This window comes from Methanobacterium sp. SMA-27 (assembly GCF_000744455.1).
GTDB lineage: Archaea > Methanobacteriota > Methanobacteria > Methanobacteriales > Methanobacteriaceae > Methanobacterium_B.
On the sequence record NZ_JQLY01000001.1, the window covers coordinates 2,199,071 to 2,221,405 of the forward strand.

Consider the following 22,335-nt stretch of genomic DNA (forward strand, 5'->3'; position numbering starts at 1 on the left):
TCATAAATAAAAAAAAATATGGAAATCGTAATTATTAGAAAAGCTCATGAAGCTTAATCTGATATTTACCGAGGTTTCCACCGAAGTTACCTGCACTTATCTGAATTATTCCAGAGATTTTAACTGCAGCTTCAATACCTGCCTTCATGGCTGCTTTGACTGCTTCTTCATTTACTCCGTCAATAACTATCTCATAAACACCATTAACATTTTCCGGTATTTCACAACCCTCAACTTCGTCCTTCAAAGTAACACACATTTTTTCGTTGGTAGAAGCTCCTAAAAACTTGTACTTATTTGAACCAACTTTGGAACCGGAAGCAACTATTCCCCCCGGGAATGGAGTTATTGCACCAGGAATTGCTTCAATAGCATCCACAGCTGCGTCCGCAGCTAATAATCCTGCTGGTTGGTTTTCTGCGAGAATGAAGAAATTCCCACCTGCAACGCCTGCTTTTATTCCTAATTCTGCTTCAACTAAAAAGTCACCGGACATTAGGGGGATGGAGTGTATTTTCCTTCCTTCCACATCCAATGTTTGTTCATATCCATCACCGAAGAATTTTAGTTTCTGACCTGTTTTGAGTTTTTCATCAGGTTCATCCATCCAATCAAAGACAGCTGTGGTTGCTGCAGTTAGGATACACATTCCTACTCGCTCTAGTAATTCATGATCAAGTTTACCCTTGTTCATGTTGCAGATCATTATTATATAACCCGGCCTTCCATCAGGAGTATCCTGTGGTGGCACATAACCGTCTATTCCTGCCTCTGCCGGGCATCCGATAACAGATGTTCCGTAACCTGTGGCTTCGGTAGCTGCTACTAATGCCAGTTTTTTGGTTGCTGCAGTTATGAGAATTCTTGATACTTGTATGCCGAATGCTTCTGCAAAATTATCTTCTATTTCCACTCCGTTTATTTCCATGATTATCACCGTCTAGATCGTAGTTTAGGAGAAGTTATAAATTTTTCCATTTAATCCTGAGTAATTAAAAAATAAAAATAAATATTAAATTAAAAGTATTAAGCCCTATATCTAAAATTTGTCTGAGAATTTTTCTAAAACATTTGACCCAACATATGGAAGCATTCCTATTCCAATAAATGAAGTCATCCAGAAAGATATTAACCTTTCAACAATAGTTGCTGCTGCACTTATTGATGGTGGTACGCCTGCTGCAGAATATAAAATTATCATCATTCCATCAACAGCTCCAACACCTCCAGGAAGAAGTGGAATCAATCCTATTAAGGTAGCTATTACAAATACTGCTGCAATTACCCACAAGGATACTGGAGTACCAAATGATGCGAAAACTACGTAAACTCTGATTATTTCCATGAACCATATCAAAAATGACAATGGAAGCCCATACATTAAAACCCTTCTGTCACGTATCATAATACGCATGCTGCTCTGAAATCCATTCATTGCTTCCAAGGCCTTTCTCTCAATTTCGAAGTGTTTATTTTTTGAAAATCTTTTTACAAGCCCTACTAGCCATAGCGTTATTCTCTGACCTACAGCCTCATTAATAGACATGATTAAAATTATAATAAAAACAACAATTAAAATGACAAGGGATACAATCAAAGCAAAAACAATCCATTCTGGAAGGCTAAGAAAAGAAACAGAAAATATTATTGTTAAAATTGCCAAAAGAACAAATGGAAATGTGTCAAGTCCCCTATCTGCGATTACCGTAGCAAAGGCATTTTCCATTGGAGCCTTTGTGTATTTTCCCAACATATATGCCCTAACAGGTTCTCCCCCTCCTCTAGCACTTGGTGTGATATTATTAACAGCAAGTCCAACCATTAACATTGGAAAAACATGTCTTCTTTTTATGGATATTTTAAGTGAATGGATTGTGATGGACCATCTTTGGGTCCACATCCCATATATTATGAATTGAATTACAACTGCCAATGCAATGTATAATGGATTTGCATTTTTCAGAGCACTTTCAATTTTTCCCGGGCCTATGTATAAAACCATTGCTGCCAGAATCCCTATTCCAACAAGTAACAGTATAATAGTTTTATTATTCATGATATTGTTCCTTTCAGATAATATTTGAATTAATTTGATACTTAAATTTATACAAATCTATATTGAATAGATTTGATGTCTATTTAAGTGATAGCTATAATAAAATTTGTAAATAAAATATGAATATTGTCATATGTATATTACTTCAAAACTGAGATCATCTGTATCTAATAAAACAACTGTTTTTTGCCCTGAAACATATCCACATACTTCACCAGGGTTTATAATCATTGTTTCACCATTCAATATTTCCATTTTATGAGTGTGACCCCTAATAACAACGTCATATTTTCCACATTTGGCAAGAGAATCCACAATTGCTTGGTTACTGCCATGGATGATTGAAAATTTCCAGCCCTCAACTGAAATTTCTTTAAAATCTTCTAAAATGCAGATTTCTTCATAAGCTACCTTAAGACCTTCTTTTTCACCGTCATTATTACCATAAATAGCAATAAATTCCGGATCTAGTTTTCTAAATTCTAATGCAGTGAATGGAGATATTAAATCTCCTGCATGTATTACAACGTCTACTTCTTCTTTGTTAAAAATTTTTACGGCTTTTCTAATAGCATCAAGGTTGTCGTGGCTGTCAGACATTATCCCTATCATAATATTACTATGTTTTATTTGATAATAATTTTTTTTGTTTTTATTAACATTATTAAACTAATATGAAAATTATATCTATTTTTTTACACAACTTTTTTAAGTGTCTAAGTCCAGTTTTCTATTGAATAATATACCCATATAACTAATTAATTTGAGAAACAGCCCTATTAAAATTATAAAGTTAATATTCTGTATTAAAATATTGTATTTTTATTTGGAATAAATTTTAATTAGACGATCAAGTTCTTTTAAAATTGCTTTGTTTCCATCCTGTTTGTATGATTTTAATGCTTCACTGTAAGTATCAAGTTTATTTAAAAATTGTTCAACAATATCCAATTCTAATTCTTCATGGAATTCCCCATATCCTAGTCTTTCCATATATATTGCATTTAATATTTGCTCGAACTGACCTTTTACGGGAATGCTGAGTATAGGTTTTTTTAAGTAAATAGATTCACTAATAAGGGTGAATCCTCCATTGGCTAATACAGCTTTACATGTTCCAAGATCTTTGAAGAACTGATCTTCATTAAATTCACGGAATATTAGGTTTTCATCTACTTTTTCAAAATCAAACCCATATATTATGAAATTTTCATCCACTTTCTTAAGTACTTCTATAAGTTTTGAATTAGAAGTACTGGTCTGATAAACAAGTACATGACCTCCTTTTACAGATTCTAAATTTAAAATTTCGTTCCTTAGAATGGGTGGGAAAATGGATACCTTATCAGAATTCTTAATTTCTGGATAGAAATACGAAGTAATAAGATACTTTTGAGGTAACATAATGAATGATCTAACCACTCCTTCTGCCTTGAGTTTATCTCGGGAATATTTTCGCGGTACATCAATTTTACAGTGTGTTATAACATGCATGTTGTCAATGCTGATCATAGGGACTCTTATGATCTTACTTAATATATTGGAATAAAATTCAAAGTCGGATATTATGAGTTCCGGTTTAAATTCATTCGCAATATTGTAAAGTAGTTTAATATTATCTTTAACATCACGAGGAAGGTTTTTCATAGCTTTTATGAACGTTTTTTTATCGTTTACTGCATTGTCTTCATAAACAGTATTAAAACCATGAATTTCATAAACATTGTCAAATTTCCCTGATAAGTACTCAAAAGCTCTGCTACTAGCAAATACAACAACCTCATTTTCCTGTTTCAAATGATTTAACACGACAGAAGTCCTTATAGCATGGCCCATCCCTTCTCCACATGCAGCGTAAATTATTCGTGGTTTTGAACTAAAATTATCATTCTTTTCATGGCCGAACTTATAATCTAAATCTTCAGCACTGATTTTTTTCCCTCTGAAATCATAAATAGTACTTTTAGTGTATTTAAATGCTAGATCTTTTAGTCCTTCCTTTTCGAGTCTTCTTGTTGAAACCAGGAGTCTTGGATTCCTTAATACTTTGAACGTGCTTATTTTAGCAATTCTTTCGATGTAATCACTGTCCTCACCAAAATCCAATTCTTCATCAAAACCTTTTGCCTTTTCATGGAGAATTTTGGTAGTTAAAATTCCATAACATCCTGCACCATGAGGTTTTATGGATTCCGCACGTTTCATAAAAAAGTTGGCAAATTTATGTAGTACTTTGTCAACATTACTATCACTTAAAGGTATGATCTGAGTGATTGCGATTCCAAGTTCCTTCTCTTCGAATTCTTCAATTGCTGATTCAAGGTACCCTGCTGAAAGTACCACATCTGAATCTAAAAATAATAAATATTCTCCTTCAGCTATCTTGGCCCCGTTATTTCTACCAACAGCCGGTAAACCCCCATTTATTACTTTAGTACAGGATAATTTTGCAATTTCCTTTGTGCTATCTGTTGAGCCGGCATCGGCTATTATTATCTCATAATCTTTGAATTCCTGTTCTTCAATGCTGTAAAGGAGTTTTGGAAGGTATTCTTCCTCATTGTAAGTTGGTATTATGATACTGAGCTTCACATTAATAATTAACACCCTCATCCATTTTATATTTAATGTTGATCTAATGATTTTGAATAATAATTAATCTTTGAATTTAATTGACTCTGCTAGAAAAAGGAATAGATATTCCATGAAACAAAATAAATAGGATAGTTTCCCTTAAATCGATTAAAAGTTTGGTTAAGAAATGTTAACTCATTTGTATCAGAAGATACATCAATTATTGTTTTTCCATTAATTGTTTTCTCATTCAAAATATTATAACCTTGAAGATCTACATTTCCATCTACGCCAAAAGTGGTTACTTCATATATATGAGGATTACTACCCATCAGACCCAATAAGACCCTTATCATCAGTAGTACAATTATAATAGTTGATGGTTTAATAAGATTTGATAAGGAAAATGGATTTTTAATTGAATAAATTATCAAAAGACCAAATAATCCAATAATTGATGGGGATGAGAATAATCCGCCGTCCACCATTCCTATTAATGTAGTTGAAAGCGCAAATGCAAGTAAAATTTTTTGTGAATCTGTTCTATTTTTAATGGAAAAAAGTCCTAAAATGTATACAATTGGAAAAACAGCAAAAATTATCGAAGCAAATTTTGGGACATATTGTGCTAGGGAAATCCCAGTATGAATATTCAATGGTACGTATATCCCTGTATCACTAATTAAAATGCCCAACATGGATTTAAAGATGTGACTGTGTATAATACTGCTTGTACTTATGCTTGGAGATGTTGAAATGAAAGTTGTGAATATAGAAACACCAAATTTGGATCTAATCCATATTTCAAATAATAATCCAATTATATATGTGGTTAAAGCTAGGATGATTACTAATTTGAGATAATAATTTCCGTTTTTTGAAGATATTTTAGAATTTTCAAAAAATTTAGAATTTTTCATTAATTGATTTATTATTAATATGCTTCCCATTAAGAAGAAGAATATAATTGATTTACCTTCAGATGAACCCATTAAAAATGGATATGTAATTTGTAACATTATTGTATCGAGAGATCTTATGAAAATAGTCAAGACACCGATTACAATCATGACTATCCCAATTATACTCAAACGATTAATATGCAATGAACCACCTAATTAATTACCTATATCGACGTTTTTATTCTTAACCAAACTTTTAATTATTCTATTTAATTGAAAAGAATTTTTTTAAATAATTTTTAATCTTTCAATTAGGTTATATTAATAGAATTTATACTTTACTAGAAATTAAAAAGTAAAAATTGGTTAATAATATTTTAAAAAAAATAAATTAAGAAGGCTAAATCTTCTTTTAATCTATTATGCCCTCGATTAGATTTAAAAAATTCTAAAAATTTTTTAATCTATTAAAGGTAATAATACTTCGGTTGATCTTCCTGTATTCACAATCCAATTCATTCTTGTCTTTAGCTGACTGAATGTTAACGTTCTGTAACCATATGAAGGATCTGCAATCTTAACGAGCCCGCTGTTAATGTTAATTCCCATCAAAACAACATAATGTCCAGAGGTATTTGGATTTATAAAGGACTCAATGTGTAAGATTACAGGATGATTATGAACTAAATAATTTCTAAGTCCGCTCCAGCCCTTTGACGAGAATGTTACATCACTTAAATTAAAATGGGTACCATATTTCAAATTCACCCTTTTTACAGCCGTTATAAGCCCTGTGTGACTTGTTCCAATATTAGAATTAGAACTTGCATAGGATGCCAGGCCCATTTCATTTAGGTTCATACCGAAATTTGAAATTGCCATTTTTAGAGATGATGGACCGCAAGTATAAGATGTATCCTGATGATCATACACAATGTTTTTAAGTGAAACCCATCCGTCCGGATAGTTACTTGTAACTATTTTCAAACCTTGTGTCGCTATGATATTCTGAAAAAATGATATATTGATCTGTTTAGTTCCATAACTCACATACTTGGGTAACCTGTTGTTTTGCTTATAGAATGTTTGAACCCTTGATATTCCATCTTTCATTTGGGCTAAATTAATTGGTGAAACAGTAAAACGAGTTGTATAATTAGAAACTCTATTTCCCGCCAAATCAGTTACACTTCCAGAATTTAATGTAAGGGAATATTTTACTCCACTTGCCAATGTTGAAGATGGTGTAACTGTTAGAATGTTATAACTAATGGATTTCTGACTATATATGGTCTTTCCACTAATTGTTTTTAGTGATATATTTTTGTTCCCAAATTTGATTTTTTCGCTAAATTTTACTTTGATGTTTTTTGTTGATGTTACAATGCTATTGTTTGCAGGAGTAACTAAAGTTACTTTTGGTGTTGTATGGTCTGTTAATGAGACATTGCTTGCTGCTGATGTCGTGTTCACATTTATAAAAATTGCCAATCCAAACAGCAATAACACCGATAATAATAATTTTTTATTAATTATACCGCCCCCTATGTCTCAAAAATCAATATTAAGAATTTCCAGACATATAAAATAATTAAGCAAACAATAACATTTAAACACTTCGGTAACCAAAACAAGTGAAAAAAGCTATTAAACCAATTTTTATGCTTAAAAACCCATAAAAACCTATTTAATTAATTTGTAATGAATAAACCTTCTTTGCTTATATTTTTAATAAAGGAGGTCATTTAAAATATTAATTATCAAAAAAAGGTGTCTACGCTGTGTTTTTTGATACTATGATCAACTTGAATCATCAATCATCTATATGTTAGGGAAACACATTTCATTTCACAGGACCACTGATGTTGCTTTAATGTTTTTATGGATTTAAAATTATTCTAATATAATTTTGCAGGATTTCTGTCCATCTTAATTATACTTAATAAAAATTTATTAAAAAATTTTAATCTAAAACTTAAATTTTAATATCTATCCCTATTCATATCTATAATAATAATTTTAATATGTTTGAAAATCAAACTAGTTTATAAAAATAGTAATTAGGAGGTTTAAAAATGGATTGGTTTTCATTAATTATTATTTTGGTTATAATCTTGATTATTTTGGGCTTATCAATACGGATAGTTAATCAATATGAAAGAGGCGTTGTTTTTCGTGTAGGAAAAGTTATAGGAGTTAAAGAACCAGGATTAAGGTTAATAATACCTTTAATAGATCGTATGGTTAAGGCTTCATTACAGATAGTTACTATGCCTATACCTTCTCAGAAGATCATTACAGAAGACAATGTTTCAATAGATGTGGCTGCAGTTGCCTATTTTAAGATTGTAGATCCCTATAAAGCTGTTGTTGAAGTAGAAAATTACAGTAGGGCAGTGAATCAGATATCACAAACAACTGTTAGAAGTGTTGTTGGACAGTTCAATCTCGATGAAATCCTTTCAGAAACGCCTAAAATTAACCTTAAAATTAAGGAAATTATAGACAAACACAGTGAACCATGGGGAATAAACGTCACCACTGTAGAAATAAAAGATATTAAACTTCCAGACACCATGAAACGTGTTATTGCAATGCAAGCTGAGGCAGAAAGGGAGAAAAGAGCAAAAATTATTGCTGCAGAAGGGGAATATCTTTCAGCAACCAAACTGGGGGATGCCGCAGATATAATATCTCAACATCCAATAGCTTTACAACTCAGAATAATGCAAGTACTGAATCAAATAGCTGTTGAGAAAAATTCAACTATAATATTCCCTGCACCACTTATGAACAGCATAACTGACATTGCAAACTTCTTGAAAGAAGAAAATAAAGAAGCAGTCGATAAAAAGTAAGAATGAAACATGATTTAAATTGAATATATATAAATTTTGTTTCTTAGAAGGAGTTAAAATTAGAATAGCAACTTTAAGAATTTTGATTTAACTCCAATATTATTTTTTTCTCTAAATATTTATATTAGATCAACCATTATCATAGGATAATGATAGGTTATCTAAGAAAGAAAGATTTCTATTTGATTTTTAAAAATCTTGGAATCGTAATGGAAGGTGTTGGCGTTGTAATGTTAATACCATTAATTGTTGCACTAATATACGGTGAAAACAATTATGGTGGCTTTTTGATATCAGGTATCCTATCAATTTCTATAGGATATATTTTTAGGCGATTTTTTCCAGCTAAAGTCAACTTACGACTTAAACATGGAATGATAATAGCAGGTTTTGCCTGGCTTTGGGCAGCACTTATGGGGAGTATCTGCCTGATGTATTCAACAGATGTTAGTTTTTTAAATGCCTACTTTGAAAGTATGTCTGCATGGACTGGAAGTGGGCTTTCAATATATCTTGATGTAGAAATACTCCCTAAATCAGTTCTATTTTTGCGAAGCCTAGAACAGTGGGTTGGTGGTCTTGGAGTTGTTATTGTCGTAATAGGTATTTTAATTCGTCCAGGAACCACTGCAGCCAGGCTTTACAAAGCAGAAGCCCGTGAAGAGAAGATTAAACCCAGTATAACCAATACAGTTAAAACCATCTGGTGGATTTACCTTTTTTACACGGTATTAGGTATTGTTCTTTATGTTCTTGCAGGTATGTCACTTTTTGATGCTATAAACAACTGCTTCACTAACCTTTCAACCGGTGGAATGTCCATTAAAAACAATAATATTGGCGCCTACAACAGCAACATCATAACCATAATCACAATTGTGTTAATGGTTATAGGAGGAACAAGTTTTCTAGTACACTACAAAGCTCTTAAGGGAAGAGTTTTAGACGTTTTCAAAGATATACAATTTCAGGCAATGATCATCATTGTGACCCTATTTTCAATACTTCTTTTAATATATTCTCATTTTACAAGCCTCAATTCTGTTTTTTACGTTGTTTCAGCCCTTAGTTGTACCGGCTCCAGCACACTACCGATAAGTACACAAGCAGGGTGGACAGACTTTTCAAAAGTTATACTTGCTGCGTGTATGATAATTGGTATGGCAGCTGGTTCAACAAGCGGTGCAATAAAGCTCATAAGGATTGTTACACTTGTAAAAGGAATTTACTGGGAAATTATTAAGATTTTATCGCCTGAAGGATCCGTACTTCCAAGAAAAATTGCAGGTAAAACTGTTCAGGATGCAGAAATAAAAGAAGCAGGAAGTTACACATTTTTATATTTGTTCATCATTTTTATTACATGGCTGGTTTTCATGGCTTATGGATACGGAGGAATAGATTCATTTTTTGAGATTTCATCAGCACAAGGTAATGTTGGTCTTTCAGTAGGCATAACCTCTCCAACCATGCCTAAAATTCCAGAAATATTCCTTATATTCGGTATGTGGGTAGGTAGAATTGAAATCATACCCGCACTCGTTCTCCTTAAAGGAGGTTTTGATCTTTTCAAAAGATTTAATAGGTCCAAAGCTTAATGAGATAAAATACTTCAAAAATAAAAAAAAATAAAAAACAACCATCATTATTTTGAAGGTTGAATTAAAACTACAATAAAAATAAAATTTAACTAAATTTTAGCTGGTGTATCAAATGTATATAGTTATAATGGGTGGCGGAAGAGTCGGACTTAACCTGGCTTCATCCCTGGTTGCAGGAGGACACGATGTTACCCTCATTGAAAATGATTCAAAATTATGTAACAATGCAGCAAGCGGACTAGATGCTCTAGTCATATGCGGTAATGGAACAGATATAAAAACCCTTGAAGAAGCAAATATAGGTGATGCTGATGTTTTTGTAGCGGCAACGGGACACGATGAAGCAAATCTCCTGTCATGTATCCTTGTTAAAGATTATAATATAAAAAAAATAATTGCTAGGGTCAGTAACCCTGATCATGAGGATGCATTTAAAAAGGTAGGTATAGATGACGTTATAAGTCCGGAACTTACAGCAGCCAGCTACCTAGAAAAACTCATAATTCGTCCTAAAATTGCTGATCTCATAATTATTGGAAAGGGAAATGCAGAGTTACTTGAAATTCAAGTAGAAAATAAGCATATAATAGGAAAACGAATAATGGATGTTAGTCCTACTGATGATTTTATAATAGCTGCATTATATAAAAACGGTGAGATAACCATTCCAAAGAAAGAAGACATCCTAAATAAGGGAAATAGAATTTCTGTACTTGTTAAAATAAATGCAGTGAAGAAAACAACAAAACTTTTCACAGCCTAAATAGGAACAAAATATCAATTCAGCCCGTTTATTAATGTCAAGTTACCAATTAATTAGGAAAACTTAAATATTTTCTTTTGTAGGGTAATTAAATTGATTAATTCGTTTGATTGTACAATAATATTTAATGAATACTCTTAAAATAATTTAATTTTCTTTGACTTTTCTAATTTTAAAAAAATTGAAATTAAAAACCTTCTAACATTTTACATGCCATTTTTATATGCTTTGAACCATCTTTAACCCATGGCCCATGACCCGGTAGTAAAAACTTCACATCTAACTGGCTTAAACGTTTCAAAGACTCCTTCATGTCTTTAACATCACCACCTATATCCATTCTTCCAAAATCCCCACCTGCAAATACGGTATCACCAGATATGAGAGTTTCACCATTGTAAAGACATATCCCGCCTTTAGTATGGCCTGGAGTATGTATAACCTCAAAATTATGGATTTTATCCCCCTCTTCAAGTTTTCTGTCAACTTTAAATCCTTCCATTGCCCTCCCGAACATACGGGCTACAGTTTTTTCATCATCTTCCTCTTCAATAGCCAAAGCATCTTCACTATGCATAGCCACTTCCAAATTGAAACATCTGTTTCCACCTATGTGATCGTAGTGATTATGAGTATTTACTATTAAAGAAAGGTCTTCAATTGATATACCTGCTTCTTTTATTGAATCTTTGATGTATCGAATGTTATCTCCGGTTCCAGTGTCAACAATTACATCTTCGAAGATATAAATATTAGAATCATATCCCTTTCCTTCGATCATAATAATATCATCAATCTTCTCCAATTTATCACCTTTTTATTAATTATTTTAATAATTTGAGTTATTATAATTAAGTCTTGATAAATAGTTGAAATGTGTTATGTTATCTAAATTTAAAATAAGTGAATTTATCGTAATATAATAAGAAAATGGGGTCACCGGGATTTGAACCCAGATCCTAGGATTTCTCTTGTCTCAGTACTCCAATTGGTCATCATACTTTTCCGTCAGAGTGCGCACTTTCTTCAAAGACAACTGGAGTCCCAGATGATAGCCAGATTACACTATGACCCCATAATTAGGTTTTACATAATACCAACACATATTAAAATGTATTTAAGCCAAGGGAGAGATTTGAACTCCCGTGTAATGGATCTGCAGTCCACCGCTTCGCCTCTAAGCTACCTTGGCATGGTAGATATAATTGAGTGTTGTTGATATTTAAACCTTGCGGATAACAAGAGGTATTCTTTTTAATAATTATATGATTATATTTGGATTAAAAAATTGTTATAAAATTTTTTCAAATTTCATTGAATCCAAATGTACGATTCAATAAATTTAAAAAAATATTCTACTCTTATTGACCTGTGATTATTACTTCACTTCCAGTTGCCTGTGGCGGATACGATTGAAGTATGGGTCCTTTGAATGTGACATCAACGTTTTGTCCTGGTTGAATATTTCCAAATGATGCAGATGTACGCTTATTTCCATCTTTTAGGAATATCTGTGTTTCATTTGTTATCCTTACAGAAACGTTACCATGTTGATTACCATTTGTTACAACTCCTTGGATGAGTATAGAGTTTGAATCTGTGGAGTTATTATCACCTGCACAAACACCAACAACCTTTCCAGTCATATCTGCATGTTCACTCCCAGTTGCAACAATAGCACCGTAGACTACTCCCATAAACATCACAAAAAGCATTGAGAGAAGTATGATATTTTTCATTTTTTTACCTTCTTAAATGTCAAATTTCAATGGGTATTAATACATCATATTCTATTCAAATAAAAATCAAGGAATACAAATATACTCTGGAGTATCTTCCCTATTGTACTCTTGGATAATATATCACACAAACCCCTTTATATAATTAATTGGTGAAACTATACCTTACTTGGATTTCAAGTGAATTCAATACCCCTTTTATTTAATAAATTCAATAGTGTTCTTTAAGTTGTCTTTGAATTATCACATGTTTCTCAAGAGTTTTGTTGAAAAGTTTGTTAAATACTTGGGGCATTTCAGCGTCCAGAATATTAATACCTTCTTCAGTTATTCCTCCTTTAGTAGCAACAGCAGATATTAAATTTTCTAAACTTATTTTATTCTCATAAAGAAGTTTTGAAGTTCCATAAAATGTTTTTATTACCATTTCTTCTGTTTCTTCCAATGAAAATCCGCTATTTTTAGATGCCGTTACTGCAAATTCCATTAATAATTTAGCTATGAATGCAGGTGAACAACTAGTAATATCTGCTCCAACATCCAAATCTACCTCATCTACGATTTTAACATCACCTATAGTACTAAAAAGGCTTTCTATATAATTTGCTTCTTCATTACTCACCATGGAGTTATGACAAATCAGAGACACCCCATCAAGCACTTGCGATGTAATTGATGGTATAATTTTGGTTATCTTACCGTTAAAAACCCTTTCAACTTCTGCTATTGTTAATGCTGCGGAAATATAAATAATATATGTATTTTCCGTTATAAATTCATTTATTTCTTCAATAACATCCTTAATATCTAATGTTCCAACGAATAAAAACAATATATCAGATTTAGATGCAGTTATCATATTAGATGATACAACTTCAATTTCAGGGTAGTCATGTTTCAGTTCATCCAATTTAGATATTGTTCTTGTTGATACAACAACTTCATCCTGTTTTAACGCCTTTGAAACTAAAAAACCATTTAAAATTACTTTTCCCATATTTCCATAGCCTATAATTCCTATTTGTTTCATGAAATTGCCTCTAGTTTTATTAACCATTGATTATTCCTATTAAATACTAAAAATTATCTTTCACCACTGAAAACTACAAATATCCCATATTTGTAATGGCAATCCACATTTCTAAAACCACTTTGTTGCAAAGCATTTAACTGCTGTTCCATAGTATCTGGATTATTTTGATACTGTTGAGGAATGTGTTGGAATGTTTCTTCAAAACCTGATTCTCTTTCTTTTTCCTGAATCCATTCCTGCAATAATTTTAGGTACCATTCTTCTAATTGATCTGTATTTGGTAGCACCACATCCATATTAAGAAAACATCCCCCATCGTTGAGATGATTATAAATATAAGTAAACAATAATTCCTTCTCTTTCTGTGATAAATGGTGAATTGCCAGTGCAGAAACAACAAAGTCAAAATTTCCTAAATTATCGTTTTTCATAAGACTTTGAAAGGATTTGTGAATATAATGGATGTTGCAGTTTTTTAAAGTGGATTTAGCATTTTCAAGCATCTCTAATGATCCATCAACTAAAAAGATTTCAGCACAGGCATCCAATTTTAAAATTTCATGGCTTATTCTACCATCACCACATCCAAGATCTAATACTCTTACATTCCTATTTTTTATCTTATGTCTCAAAAAATGATTATAAAAAGAACCTAAAATCTTGAACTGTTGTTTTCTCTCCAGAATAAAGTTGTCTGAATTTTTAATAAACTCATGAACATTTTCACTTTCTATCCATTCTGATTGGTTGAATTCACTCATGATGTCCCCTATTTTATTGTTATTTCATTAATTCTTCATGATATGTAGATATTAAAAAATTAATAAAAATTAACTATTTTGAATAAAATTTAATTAATTTCTTTTTAACAAATCATTCAAATCCTCTGCTCGATAAAGCAATTGATCATCAATACCCATGATATCATTATTTTTCAAAATTTTTAACGTTAACTCAACTGATTTAAGACTTGAAAATATTAAAAGAGTGGGTAAACTGACCCTAGCTATTCCCAAATTTTTTAAATCTTCAATTGAGAAATTATTAATGTTATATGGCATTCCTGCGGCTATGCTAATTGGACCTTTCACCTCATTTTCAAGAGTTTCAACCTCATCAAGGGTTTCAACATAGGCTGCAAATACAATATCTGCACCTGCTTTAATGTAAAGATTAGCACGTTCTATAGCTATATTTAAAGCATCATGACGATCTTCGGTAGATTTTAAAGCATCTGTACGGCCATTAATAATAAAATCTGGATTATTTGATGTTTTGACAGCTTCTCTTGCAGCATATATTTTCTCTAACATCATATCTTCTTCAATGATGTTGATTCCTACATCATTATCAATCAGCTGATCTTCAATATTCAAACCAGCTACTCCTACATCCATAAACATGTTGACTGTTTCAGTAACAGCAGCTGCATCCCCATATCCATCTTCAGCATCAGCCATAACTGGTAAATCAACTGCATTTACTATACTTCGGGTAATCTGGATATTTTCTAGTCTTGAAATATCCATTTCTTTTTTTCTTGCTGCAGCAATCGAAAAACTGTATCCGGAACATTGTACTGCCTTGAAACCTGTTCTTTCAATTAATTTAGCACTTACTGGATCATAGGCGTCGGGCATAACCAATGTTTCCTTGGATAAAAGAAGTTTTTTAAGTTCTTTACTCTCATTCATTGTATCATCATTTAATTTGGATAATCGACAATTATCTTATTATATAATTCTAATTCATGATATTTAAAATTGGTATTTCATGACTCTATACTGCAAGAAAATTATCTCATTCTTCAATAGTTCCATTTTAATAAGTTTCAAGTCTATAGCTTCCTCAGAAGTTTTCAAGTCAGGTGCTTTATAAATGGAATTGGGAGATATTCCTCCAACCAAAACCGGGTTTAAAAGCACGCAAACTTCGTCAACCAAATCATTCCTTAAAAGTACCCCATTTAAAGTACCCCCACTATCAACACGTAGAGATTTAACTCCAAATTGGGTGTTTAATTCCTCAAGAGCAGTTCCCAAATTAACTTTGTTATAACCAATAACCATATATTTAATATCACTATCCTCTAAGAAATTCATATATTCTTGTGGTGTAGATCTAGAACATAAAACTAAAATATCCTTTATAAAGGGCATTTCAAGCACTTTGTTCCAGATACGTATTTGTCCGCCACTATCAGGTACAACAAGTAAAGGAAAATAATCTGTTTCATCAACATCAAAATTCGCCCAACCACATACTTCTCCTGTTTCAGCATTAAATCCTTTAAGAAGAGTATTACTGCCCATTAAAACCGCATCAACATTCCATTTAGATGCGATTTCATAATAAAGTTTAGAATCTATATTAAAAAAATTTAATTTGCCATCCAGACTTACTGCATTGTAAATTATTACTTTTGGTAACATATTCATGCCCTCACTTTTTAGCATTAGTTATTTAAGATATCAATTTACAAGATTTTATTTTGATCTAACTAAGAATCTACAGTAACCTCGTATTGATATATGAATTTTGAATCATAAATTTTTTTTTATTTAAAATTAGATCAATATTTCAAAGGTAATAAAATACCAGATACATCAATATTATTTATCCAACTTCTCAAAACCTTATTAAAAAGATCAGGAGATTCTAAATTCCAAAGATGCCCTAATTTAGGGGCCATGTATCCTTTAGAAATCTGCAATGTCTTTATCAAATCATAAGCTGATTCTTTGATGATCTTATAATCTTTCTCACCTGTCATTACAAGGACTGGTGTTTCAACCTTTTCTAGGCCGTCAGGCTGTTTGAAAAGCATATTTTCTGTTAGTATTCTCTCCAGAGCATCATGGTTAATAAGTTGTGTTGATTCCTTGAAATTATCAAAAAGATGTTTTGGCATATTGTACGTGCGCATATTAGCTTTTATAAAAAAATCTGTATCCTTCACTGGAGTATATACCTTGATTGCATGATCAAGAAGTTTTAAAATTGTTTCGGTTTGTGGAATTGTACGCATAAGTGTACCACTAATAATTGCATGATCAACCACATTAGGCGTTGTACTTAGAATCTGTAATATAATCTGAGCACCGAGGGAAATTCCAACAAGATGAGCTCTCCCATTATTCGTATGGTCAAGTATGATATTGGTTATCCTTTCTGCTGAATCAGTTATAGTGAATGGCTTTACATCAATACTTTGTCCATGTTCTGGAAGATCCGGAATGATACAATGATAATCGTTAAAAGCTGTTATCTGTTCATCATACATCCAACTTGCCATAGCTCCACTATGAAGAAATATTATGGTTTCTGCATTCTCTGTACCCTTTTCTTTTAGGTATAACTCTTTCATTGGCATCAACCCATATATTGCTTAAATCCTGTTCAATAGAGTTTCTATTTATATATTCTTAAAGATTTTAGATCAGGGCCTACACATAAATTATCATCTTAAACAACCATTCTATACAAATTCTATGTAAATTATCCCCAAAACCAATATCTACTATTATAACTATACTTTTGTATAATTTAAGGATTTAATGGCAAATTAAGGTTATTTTCATTGAAATACTTACGGTTAGATTTTCAATCCAAAGTTGATAAACAAATTGTAACCCAATTTATGATGAATTGATTTATTTATTCATCTAACAAATATTCCATTCCATATGTACCATCATCCTTACCAATCCATTTGAAACTCTTTTCACCGCAAACTTTGAAACCTAACCGATCATACAGATTTTTTGCCCTTTCATTTCCAAATAAAACATCCAATAAAACCCTTTTGCATTTTTTATCGTGTGCAAGTTTGAATGAACTTTTAAGTAGTTCTGTTCCAATACCTTGACCTCTGGAGTTCTGCGCTACAACCAAATTGCCTAGATAGAAATCATCACTTTCAATTGATGATGCTGTAATCTTATCATAGACTGGTTTAACAATGGTAAGCTTTAAAAAATCTAAGAAATTCATGGTGTCCATAAATACCTTTGCTTCATCAATGAATTTTACTTCATCACCCCTGAATGCAACAATAATTCCTCCAATCTCACCTTCATCGTTTTCAGTAATATACAAATTTTCTTTACCATAACAATTATTCCCCGCTACTATAAGCTTTTTAAGTTTTTTTACAGCTTTATCCGGGTTTTTATCAAGAAAAGTTGAAAACAGATTCTTATCTGTTTCATAGATGAGTAAAGAAACTTCATTAATATCATGTTTATTTGAATCAAATTTTCGAATATCCATTAATTTAACTCCCCATATATTCATTAAGATATGTTAAAGAGGTTAAATAATGCTCAGATCGAATATTTAGACCCAAACAGTACCACCCAATATCTGAATTTAACAACCTATATAACCTTCACACTATAAATAAAAGTTTATGGAGAGTAAAAGATTCGTGCTTCTGGATATAGATTATATAACAGAAGATGATAAGGCTGTTATCAGGATGTTCGGTAAAATTAAGGGAGATGATGAGGGTAAATCAATAATCGTCCTTGATAAGCATTTTAAACCATATATCTATGTTGTTCCCAAAGACGAAGAGAAATGTATTGAAGATTTGAATGAGTTTGATGAAATTGAGATGGTTGGTTGGGCACGAAAAGGATATATGGGTGAAATTAAAGATTTTTTAAAGATTACACTGAATCATCCCCAAGATGTTCCTAAATTAAGAGATAAGATAAGAGATCTTGATTCGGTTAACAATATAATGGAACATGATATTCCATTTTATCGAAGGTATTTAATTGACAAGGCAATATTTCCTATGGCCGAAGTTGAGGTTGATGGACAATGTCTTGATGAAAATTCAATTAATTTCATGTGTGAAAGCGATGTTTGTGTTTTTGAGATGAATGGCGAGCCAAAGCCGATAAATTCAGAATTTCCTGAACTCAAAACATTAAGTTTTGATATAGAAGTGCGTAATCCCAAGGGAATGCCCCAGTCCGAGGAAGATCCAATTATAATGATTAGTCTTTCAAGTAATTATGGATTACAAAAGGTTCTTTCAACCAAGAAATCCCCCTTAAAATATGTTGAAACCCTTAAAACAGAAGCACATATGCTCCAAAGATTTGTTGAAATAATCAAATCAGAGAACCCTGACCTTTTGATTGGTTATAATTCTGATAACTTTGATATGCCCTACATTCGTGATAGAGCAGCCAAACTCAATGTAAAATTGGGAATTGGAACAGATGGATCCGGTTTGAAGTTTATGAGACGAGGTTACACAAACTCTGCACTTGTAAAAGGGAGAATACACGTGGATCTTTATCTTTTAATGAGAAGGTATCTACAGCTAGATCGATATACCCTTGAAAGGGTTTACAGAGAGCTGTTTGGAGTGGAAAAGGAAGATGTTCCAGGGGATGAAATATTTGAGTACTGGGACAATGGTGGTGAAATGCTTGAAAAACTCTTCAAATATTCCCTTGATGATGCTGTAGCAGTCACAAAAATTGGAGAAAAAATGTTACCTTTGAGCATGGAATTTACTAGGATAGTTGGCCAACCATTCTTTGATATCGCCAGGATGGCAACAGGTCAGATGGTTGAATGGTATCTTATCAGAAAAGCTTATGAAATAGGAGATATGGTACCTAACAAACCTTCATCATCACAGTATTCTGAAAGAAGAGGTAAAAAAGCCGCAGGCGGTTATGTAAAAGATCCTGTTATGGGTTTACATGAAAATATTGTTTCTTTCGATTTCAGGAGCCTATACCCCAGCATAATAATCTCTAAAAATGTTTCACCCGACACATTAGTTGATGAATGTGACATAAACAATTGTTATGTAGCACCTGAAGTAGGTCATAAGTTTCTAAAAGAACCTGTTGGCTTTGTTCCATCAATAATTGGGAATATTTTGAAAGAAAGAGTAAGACTTAAAACTCAAATGAACAATGCTGAGAATGCACGGGAAAAACAGGTATTAGATGTTCAGCAACAGGCTCTTAAAAGATTAGCAAATTCCATGTATGGTGTTTATGGATATTCCAGATTTAGATGGTACAGAATAGAATGCGCAGAGGCTGTAACTGCTTGGGGAAGAGATTTTATTAAAAAAACAATGGTTCAAGCTAAAAAATATGGTTTTAAGGCCATTTATGCAGATACAGATGGGTTCTATGCCACATATATTCCAAAAGATGATATACATGATGATAAATAAAATTGAGTGAAAATATGAAGAGGGCACTTCTGATAATCGATGTTCAAAATGAGTATTTTACAGGAAAATTACCAATAAAGTACCCTGATAATTCATTTAATAATATTTTAATTGCTATGGATATAGCAAAATTTCAAAAAATTCCAATTGTGCTTATACAACATACCAATCCATCTGATGCTTCAACATTTGCCTATGGAAGTGATGGATGGAACATTCAGAGCCATATAGCTTCAAAACATCATGAGACATTAATTGAAAAGACCCTTCCCGGAAGTTTTACTAAAACTAATCTGGAAGACTGGTTGAAAAAACATAATATAGACAGTGTTACAATTGCAGGCTATATGACCCAAATGTGTTGTGACACAACAGCAAGACAGGCATTTGATCTAGGATTCAACGTGGAATTTCTTTCTGATGCAACTGGAACATTAGATGTGTTCAATTATGCAGGGATATGTCAGTGCGGAAGAACTACATCGTTCAATCTTGATTACACAAGCCATGAAGTTTAGTAAGGTTTTAAAAGTCGATGAATGGATAAAAACTCTTAAGAATAATAATACTAATTATTGATTTAAATACTTCAATGAATTAATATTTAATAATGAGTTAATGGATATTTATTCCATGATAAGCTATCTTGAAACTGATGAGACTGAACTTGACCTTATAAAAGACTTGTGGGAAAAACTTAACCATCACCATCAGTTAAGATCTAAGAACTTCCATCAAGATTATTTAAATATTCTTTTTGAGGACAGAAAGGATGAATTAATTAAAAAATCTAACAAAGGAAAGTTAAGATTAGATTTGGCTTTAGATAATACGATTAATAAGGTGGTAGGATATTGTATAAGTTCATTTTCATATGAAAACGGTGAAATTGACTCAATATATATAGACGAAAAATTTCGCACTTTGGGTATTGGAGATACCCTTATGAAGCGTGCACTGAGCTGGATGGATTCAAATAATGTAGAAAATAGACAAATAAAAATATCTGTGGGTAATGATGTTGCAATAAAGTTTTACAATCAATATGGCTTCCATCCTAAACATGTCATTCTTAAACAATTGAAAAATGAATAATACTGAAGATGGTTAATTTAATTCTGGGATGATTAGAAATGGTTGATAAAAGTTTAAAATCTAAATTTGACAGAGGTGCTAAAAAATACGACAGACAAAGGCATCAAATCATTCCAAATTTGGATCAAATGTACAGTATCATGACAGAACTTGCAAGTTGTAAGATACCAGGACCTAAAATACTGGATCTTGGAGCAGGTACAGGACTGCTTACCAATTACATGTTAAAGAAGTATTCTCGAGGACATTTTACATTATTGGATATTTCCGATGAAATGCTAAATATAGCCAGAGAAAGATTTAAAGGAAATCCTAATTTTAAATTTATTAATGGCGATTACCTTGAAGCTGATTTTGTTGAAAAGTATGATATAGTGATATCCTCACTATCCATTCATCATCTTAAAGACCATTCAAAAAGGATTATTTATTCTAAAATATATGAAAGCCTCAATATTGGAGGTATCTTCCTAAATTTAGACCAAGTATATGCACCTAGTTTGGAAAATGAGGATATTTATCAAAGGAATTGGTTTGAAAAAATTGAGTTAAAATCATTATCCCCAAGTGAAACAGGGATAATATTCGATAGGATGAAACACGACAGACCAGCAACTCTAGAAAATAATCTTAAATGGCTAAAAAGCTGTGGTTTCACAAATGTGGATGTTTTTTACAAATATTACAATTTCTGCATTTTATATGGTAAAAAGTGAAAAAATTTGATTGTAAAAATAGTTTTTGTGGAGGCAAAGAATTGTTTGAAGAAAAACTGGATAAGTTTGCAAGAGAACTTGGAGCTGATTTTTATGGAGTTGCAGATTTAACTACAGCTGCAGATTTCATAAAAAAACAAGGAGGAAACAGTGTTACTGGTTATTCTACTGCAATTTCAGTAGGAATCAAATTATTAGATACTATTGTAAATGAACTCCCAAATAGATTTGAAAAATCTGTTGCTGTAAACTACAAACACCACACCTATGATATTATCAACATGCGCCTTGATCTTATAACATCACGTTTGAGCAGTACAATTCAAAATAAGGGATATAATGCTCTTCCGATTCCCGCATCTGAAAGATATGATAATGAACGGATTTGTGCAGTTTTTTCACATAAATTAGCAGCGAATATGGCAGGATTAGGTTGGATTGGTAAAAGTTGCCTTTTAATAACTCCCGAAGCTGGTCCCAGAGTAAGATGGCCAACAATACTTACAAATGCTCCAATTAACCCAACAGGAAAACCAGTTGAAAATCGTTGTGGCGAATGTACTGAATGTATTGATACATGTCCTGTTTCAGCATTTACAGGAGAAATTTTCAATGCAGAAGATGATCGTGATGCTAGATACGATGCTAGAAAGTGTGAAAAATACTTTGAAATAATGGAAGACGCCGGTAAAATACCCGTTTGTGGTTTATGCATTTATAACTGTCCCTATGGTAGAGATAGTATCAAATTTTAATCCATAGTTTACAAATAAATGTAACT

Annotated in this window: 22 protein-coding genes and 2 tRNA genes; 8 read left to right on the top strand and 16 right to left on the bottom strand. The window is 32.0% G+C overall.

The window, feature by feature from the left end; genetic code table 11:
• Positions 1-34: 34 nt before the first annotated feature.
• The 6 genes from fhcD to DL91_RS11160 all read right to left on the bottom strand — a co-directional run bounded on the left by fhcD (position 35) and on the right by DL91_RS11160 (position 7,023).
• The gene (gene fhcD / locus DL91_RS11135; RefSeq protein WP_048191785.1) at positions 35-928 is read right to left on the bottom strand and encodes a formylmethanofuran--tetrahydromethanopterin N-formyltransferase; all 894 of its coding nucleotides are present in this window, start codon (positions 926-928) and stop codon (positions 35-37) included.
• A gap of 111 nt (positions 929-1,039) precedes the next feature.
• Positions 1,040-2,056, bottom strand: coding sequence for a UPF0104 family protein (locus DL91_RS11140; RefSeq protein WP_048191787.1), 1,017 nt, complete (start codon positions 2,054-2,056; stop codon positions 1,040-1,042).
• A 129-nt stretch (positions 2,057-2,185) separates the two neighbouring features.
• Positions 2,186-2,656 (bottom strand): metallophosphoesterase, encoded by a 471-nt coding sequence (locus DL91_RS11145; protein WP_369792058.1) that lies wholly within the window; start codon positions 2,654-2,656, stop codon positions 2,186-2,188.
• Positions 2,657-2,878: 222 nt separating this feature from the next.
• Positions 2,879-4,648, bottom strand: a complete 1,770-nt coding sequence (locus DL91_RS11150) for an MJ1255/VC2487 family glycosyltransferase (RefSeq protein ID WP_048191790.1) — start codon at positions 4,646-4,648, stop codon at positions 2,879-2,881.
• A gap of 89 nt (positions 4,649-4,737) precedes the next feature.
• Positions 4,738-5,736, bottom strand: a complete 999-nt coding sequence (locus DL91_RS11155; RefSeq protein WP_052374384.1) for a hypothetical protein — start codon at positions 5,734-5,736, stop codon at positions 4,738-4,740.
• Positions 5,737-5,991: 255 nt separating this feature from the next.
• Positions 5,992-7,023: an Ig-like domain-containing protein gene (locus tag DL91_RS11160; RefSeq protein WP_231551454.1), complete on the bottom strand. Its 1,032-nt coding sequence runs from the start codon at positions 7,021-7,023 to the stop codon at positions 5,992-5,994.
• Between the two features lie 584 nt (positions 7,024-7,607).
• Here DL91_RS11160 and DL91_RS11165 point away from each other — a divergent pair.
• From DL91_RS11165 to DL91_RS11175, 3 genes are all read left to right on the top strand, one after another.
• Positions 7,608-8,390 (top strand): slipin family protein, encoded by a 783-nt coding sequence (locus tag DL91_RS11165; protein ID WP_048191792.1) that lies wholly within the window; start codon positions 7,608-7,610, stop codon positions 8,388-8,390.
• A gap of 182 nt (positions 8,391-8,572) precedes the next feature.
• Positions 8,573-9,988: a TrkH family potassium uptake protein gene (locus DL91_RS11170; protein ID WP_231551455.1), complete on the top strand. Its 1,416-nt coding sequence runs from the start codon at positions 8,573-8,575 to the stop codon at positions 9,986-9,988.
• 115 nt (positions 9,989-10,103) lie between these two features.
• Positions 10,104-10,754, top strand: coding sequence for a TrkA family potassium uptake protein (locus tag DL91_RS11175; RefSeq protein ID WP_048191795.1), 651 nt, complete (start codon positions 10,104-10,106; stop codon positions 10,752-10,754).
• Between the two features lie 187 nt (positions 10,755-10,941).
• Here DL91_RS11175 and DL91_RS11180 read toward each other — a convergent pair whose 3' ends face one another.
• The 10 genes from DL91_RS11180 to DL91_RS11225 all read right to left on the bottom strand — a co-directional run bounded on the left by DL91_RS11180 (position 10,942) and on the right by DL91_RS11225 (position 17,798).
• Complete coding sequence (locus tag DL91_RS11180; protein WP_048191796.1) at positions 10,942-11,559, bottom strand: MBL fold metallo-hydrolase; 618 nt, start codon at positions 11,557-11,559, stop codon at positions 10,942-10,944.
• Positions 11,560-11,685: 126 nt separating this feature from the next.
• Positions 11,686-11,829: transfer RNA gene (locus DL91_RS11185), tRNA-Trp, on the bottom strand.
• A 45-nt stretch (positions 11,830-11,874) separates the two neighbouring features.
• Positions 11,875-11,946, bottom strand: a tRNA-Cys gene (locus tag DL91_RS11190).
• Between the two features lie 169 nt (positions 11,947-12,115).
• The gene (locus tag DL91_RS11195) at positions 12,116-12,493 is read right to left on the bottom strand and encodes a DUF3221 domain-containing protein (RefSeq protein ID WP_052374386.1); all 378 of its coding nucleotides are present in this window, start codon (positions 12,491-12,493) and stop codon (positions 12,116-12,118) included.
• 211 nt (positions 12,494-12,704) lie between these two features.
• Positions 12,705-13,523, bottom strand: a complete 819-nt coding sequence (locus DL91_RS11200; protein WP_048192751.1) for a pyrroline-5-carboxylate reductase dimerization domain-containing protein — start codon at positions 13,521-13,523, stop codon at positions 12,705-12,707.
• 53 nt (positions 13,524-13,576) lie between these two features.
• Positions 13,577-14,287 (bottom strand): class I SAM-dependent methyltransferase, encoded by a 711-nt coding sequence (locus DL91_RS11205; RefSeq protein ID WP_048191797.1) that lies wholly within the window; start codon positions 14,285-14,287, stop codon positions 13,577-13,579.
• Positions 14,288-14,380: 93 nt separating this feature from the next.
• Positions 14,381-15,220, bottom strand: a complete 840-nt coding sequence (locus DL91_RS11210) for an oxaloacetate decarboxylase (RefSeq protein ID WP_048191799.1) — start codon at positions 15,218-15,220, stop codon at positions 14,381-14,383.
• Between the two features lie 63 nt (positions 15,221-15,283).
• On the bottom strand, positions 15,284-15,964 hold the full coding sequence (locus DL91_RS11215) for a RibD family protein (RefSeq protein ID WP_231551456.1): 681 nt from the start codon (positions 15,962-15,964) through the stop codon (positions 15,284-15,286).
• Positions 15,965-16,098: 134 nt separating this feature from the next.
• Positions 16,099-16,893 (bottom strand): alpha/beta fold hydrolase, encoded by a 795-nt coding sequence (locus DL91_RS11220; RefSeq protein WP_048191803.1) that lies wholly within the window; start codon positions 16,891-16,893, stop codon positions 16,099-16,101.
• Positions 16,894-17,183: 290 nt separating this feature from the next.
• Positions 17,184-17,798, bottom strand: coding sequence for an N-acetyltransferase (locus DL91_RS11225; protein WP_048191805.1), 615 nt, complete (start codon positions 17,796-17,798; stop codon positions 17,184-17,186).
• Between the two features lie 139 nt (positions 17,799-17,937).
• Between DL91_RS11225 and DL91_RS11230 the strand changes: the two genes are divergently transcribed.
• The 5 genes from DL91_RS11230 to DL91_RS11250 all read left to right on the top strand — a co-directional run bounded on the left by DL91_RS11230 (position 17,938) and on the right by DL91_RS11250 (position 22,309).
• Positions 17,938-19,743, top strand: a complete 1,806-nt coding sequence (locus DL91_RS11230) for a DNA-directed DNA polymerase (protein WP_048191807.1) — start codon at positions 17,938-17,940, stop codon at positions 19,741-19,743.
• A gap of 14 nt (positions 19,744-19,757) precedes the next feature.
• Positions 19,758-20,261, top strand: a complete 504-nt coding sequence (locus tag DL91_RS11235) for a cysteine hydrolase family protein (RefSeq protein ID WP_231551457.1) — start codon at positions 19,758-19,760, stop codon at positions 20,259-20,261.
• 115 nt (positions 20,262-20,376) lie between these two features.
• Positions 20,377-20,838, top strand: a complete 462-nt coding sequence (locus tag DL91_RS11240; RefSeq protein ID WP_048191809.1) for a GNAT family N-acetyltransferase — start codon at positions 20,377-20,379, stop codon at positions 20,836-20,838.
• Positions 20,839-20,876: 38 nt separating this feature from the next.
• On the top strand, positions 20,877-21,554 hold the full coding sequence (locus tag DL91_RS11245) for a trans-aconitate 2-methyltransferase (RefSeq protein ID WP_048191811.1): 678 nt from the start codon (positions 20,877-20,879) through the stop codon (positions 21,552-21,554).
• A gap of 41 nt (positions 21,555-21,595) precedes the next feature.
• Entirely contained in the window at positions 21,596-22,309 is a 714-nt protein-coding gene (locus tag DL91_RS11250; RefSeq protein ID WP_048191814.1) for a 4Fe-4S double cluster binding domain-containing protein, read from the top strand.
• Positions 22,310-22,335: the final 26 nt, after the last annotated feature.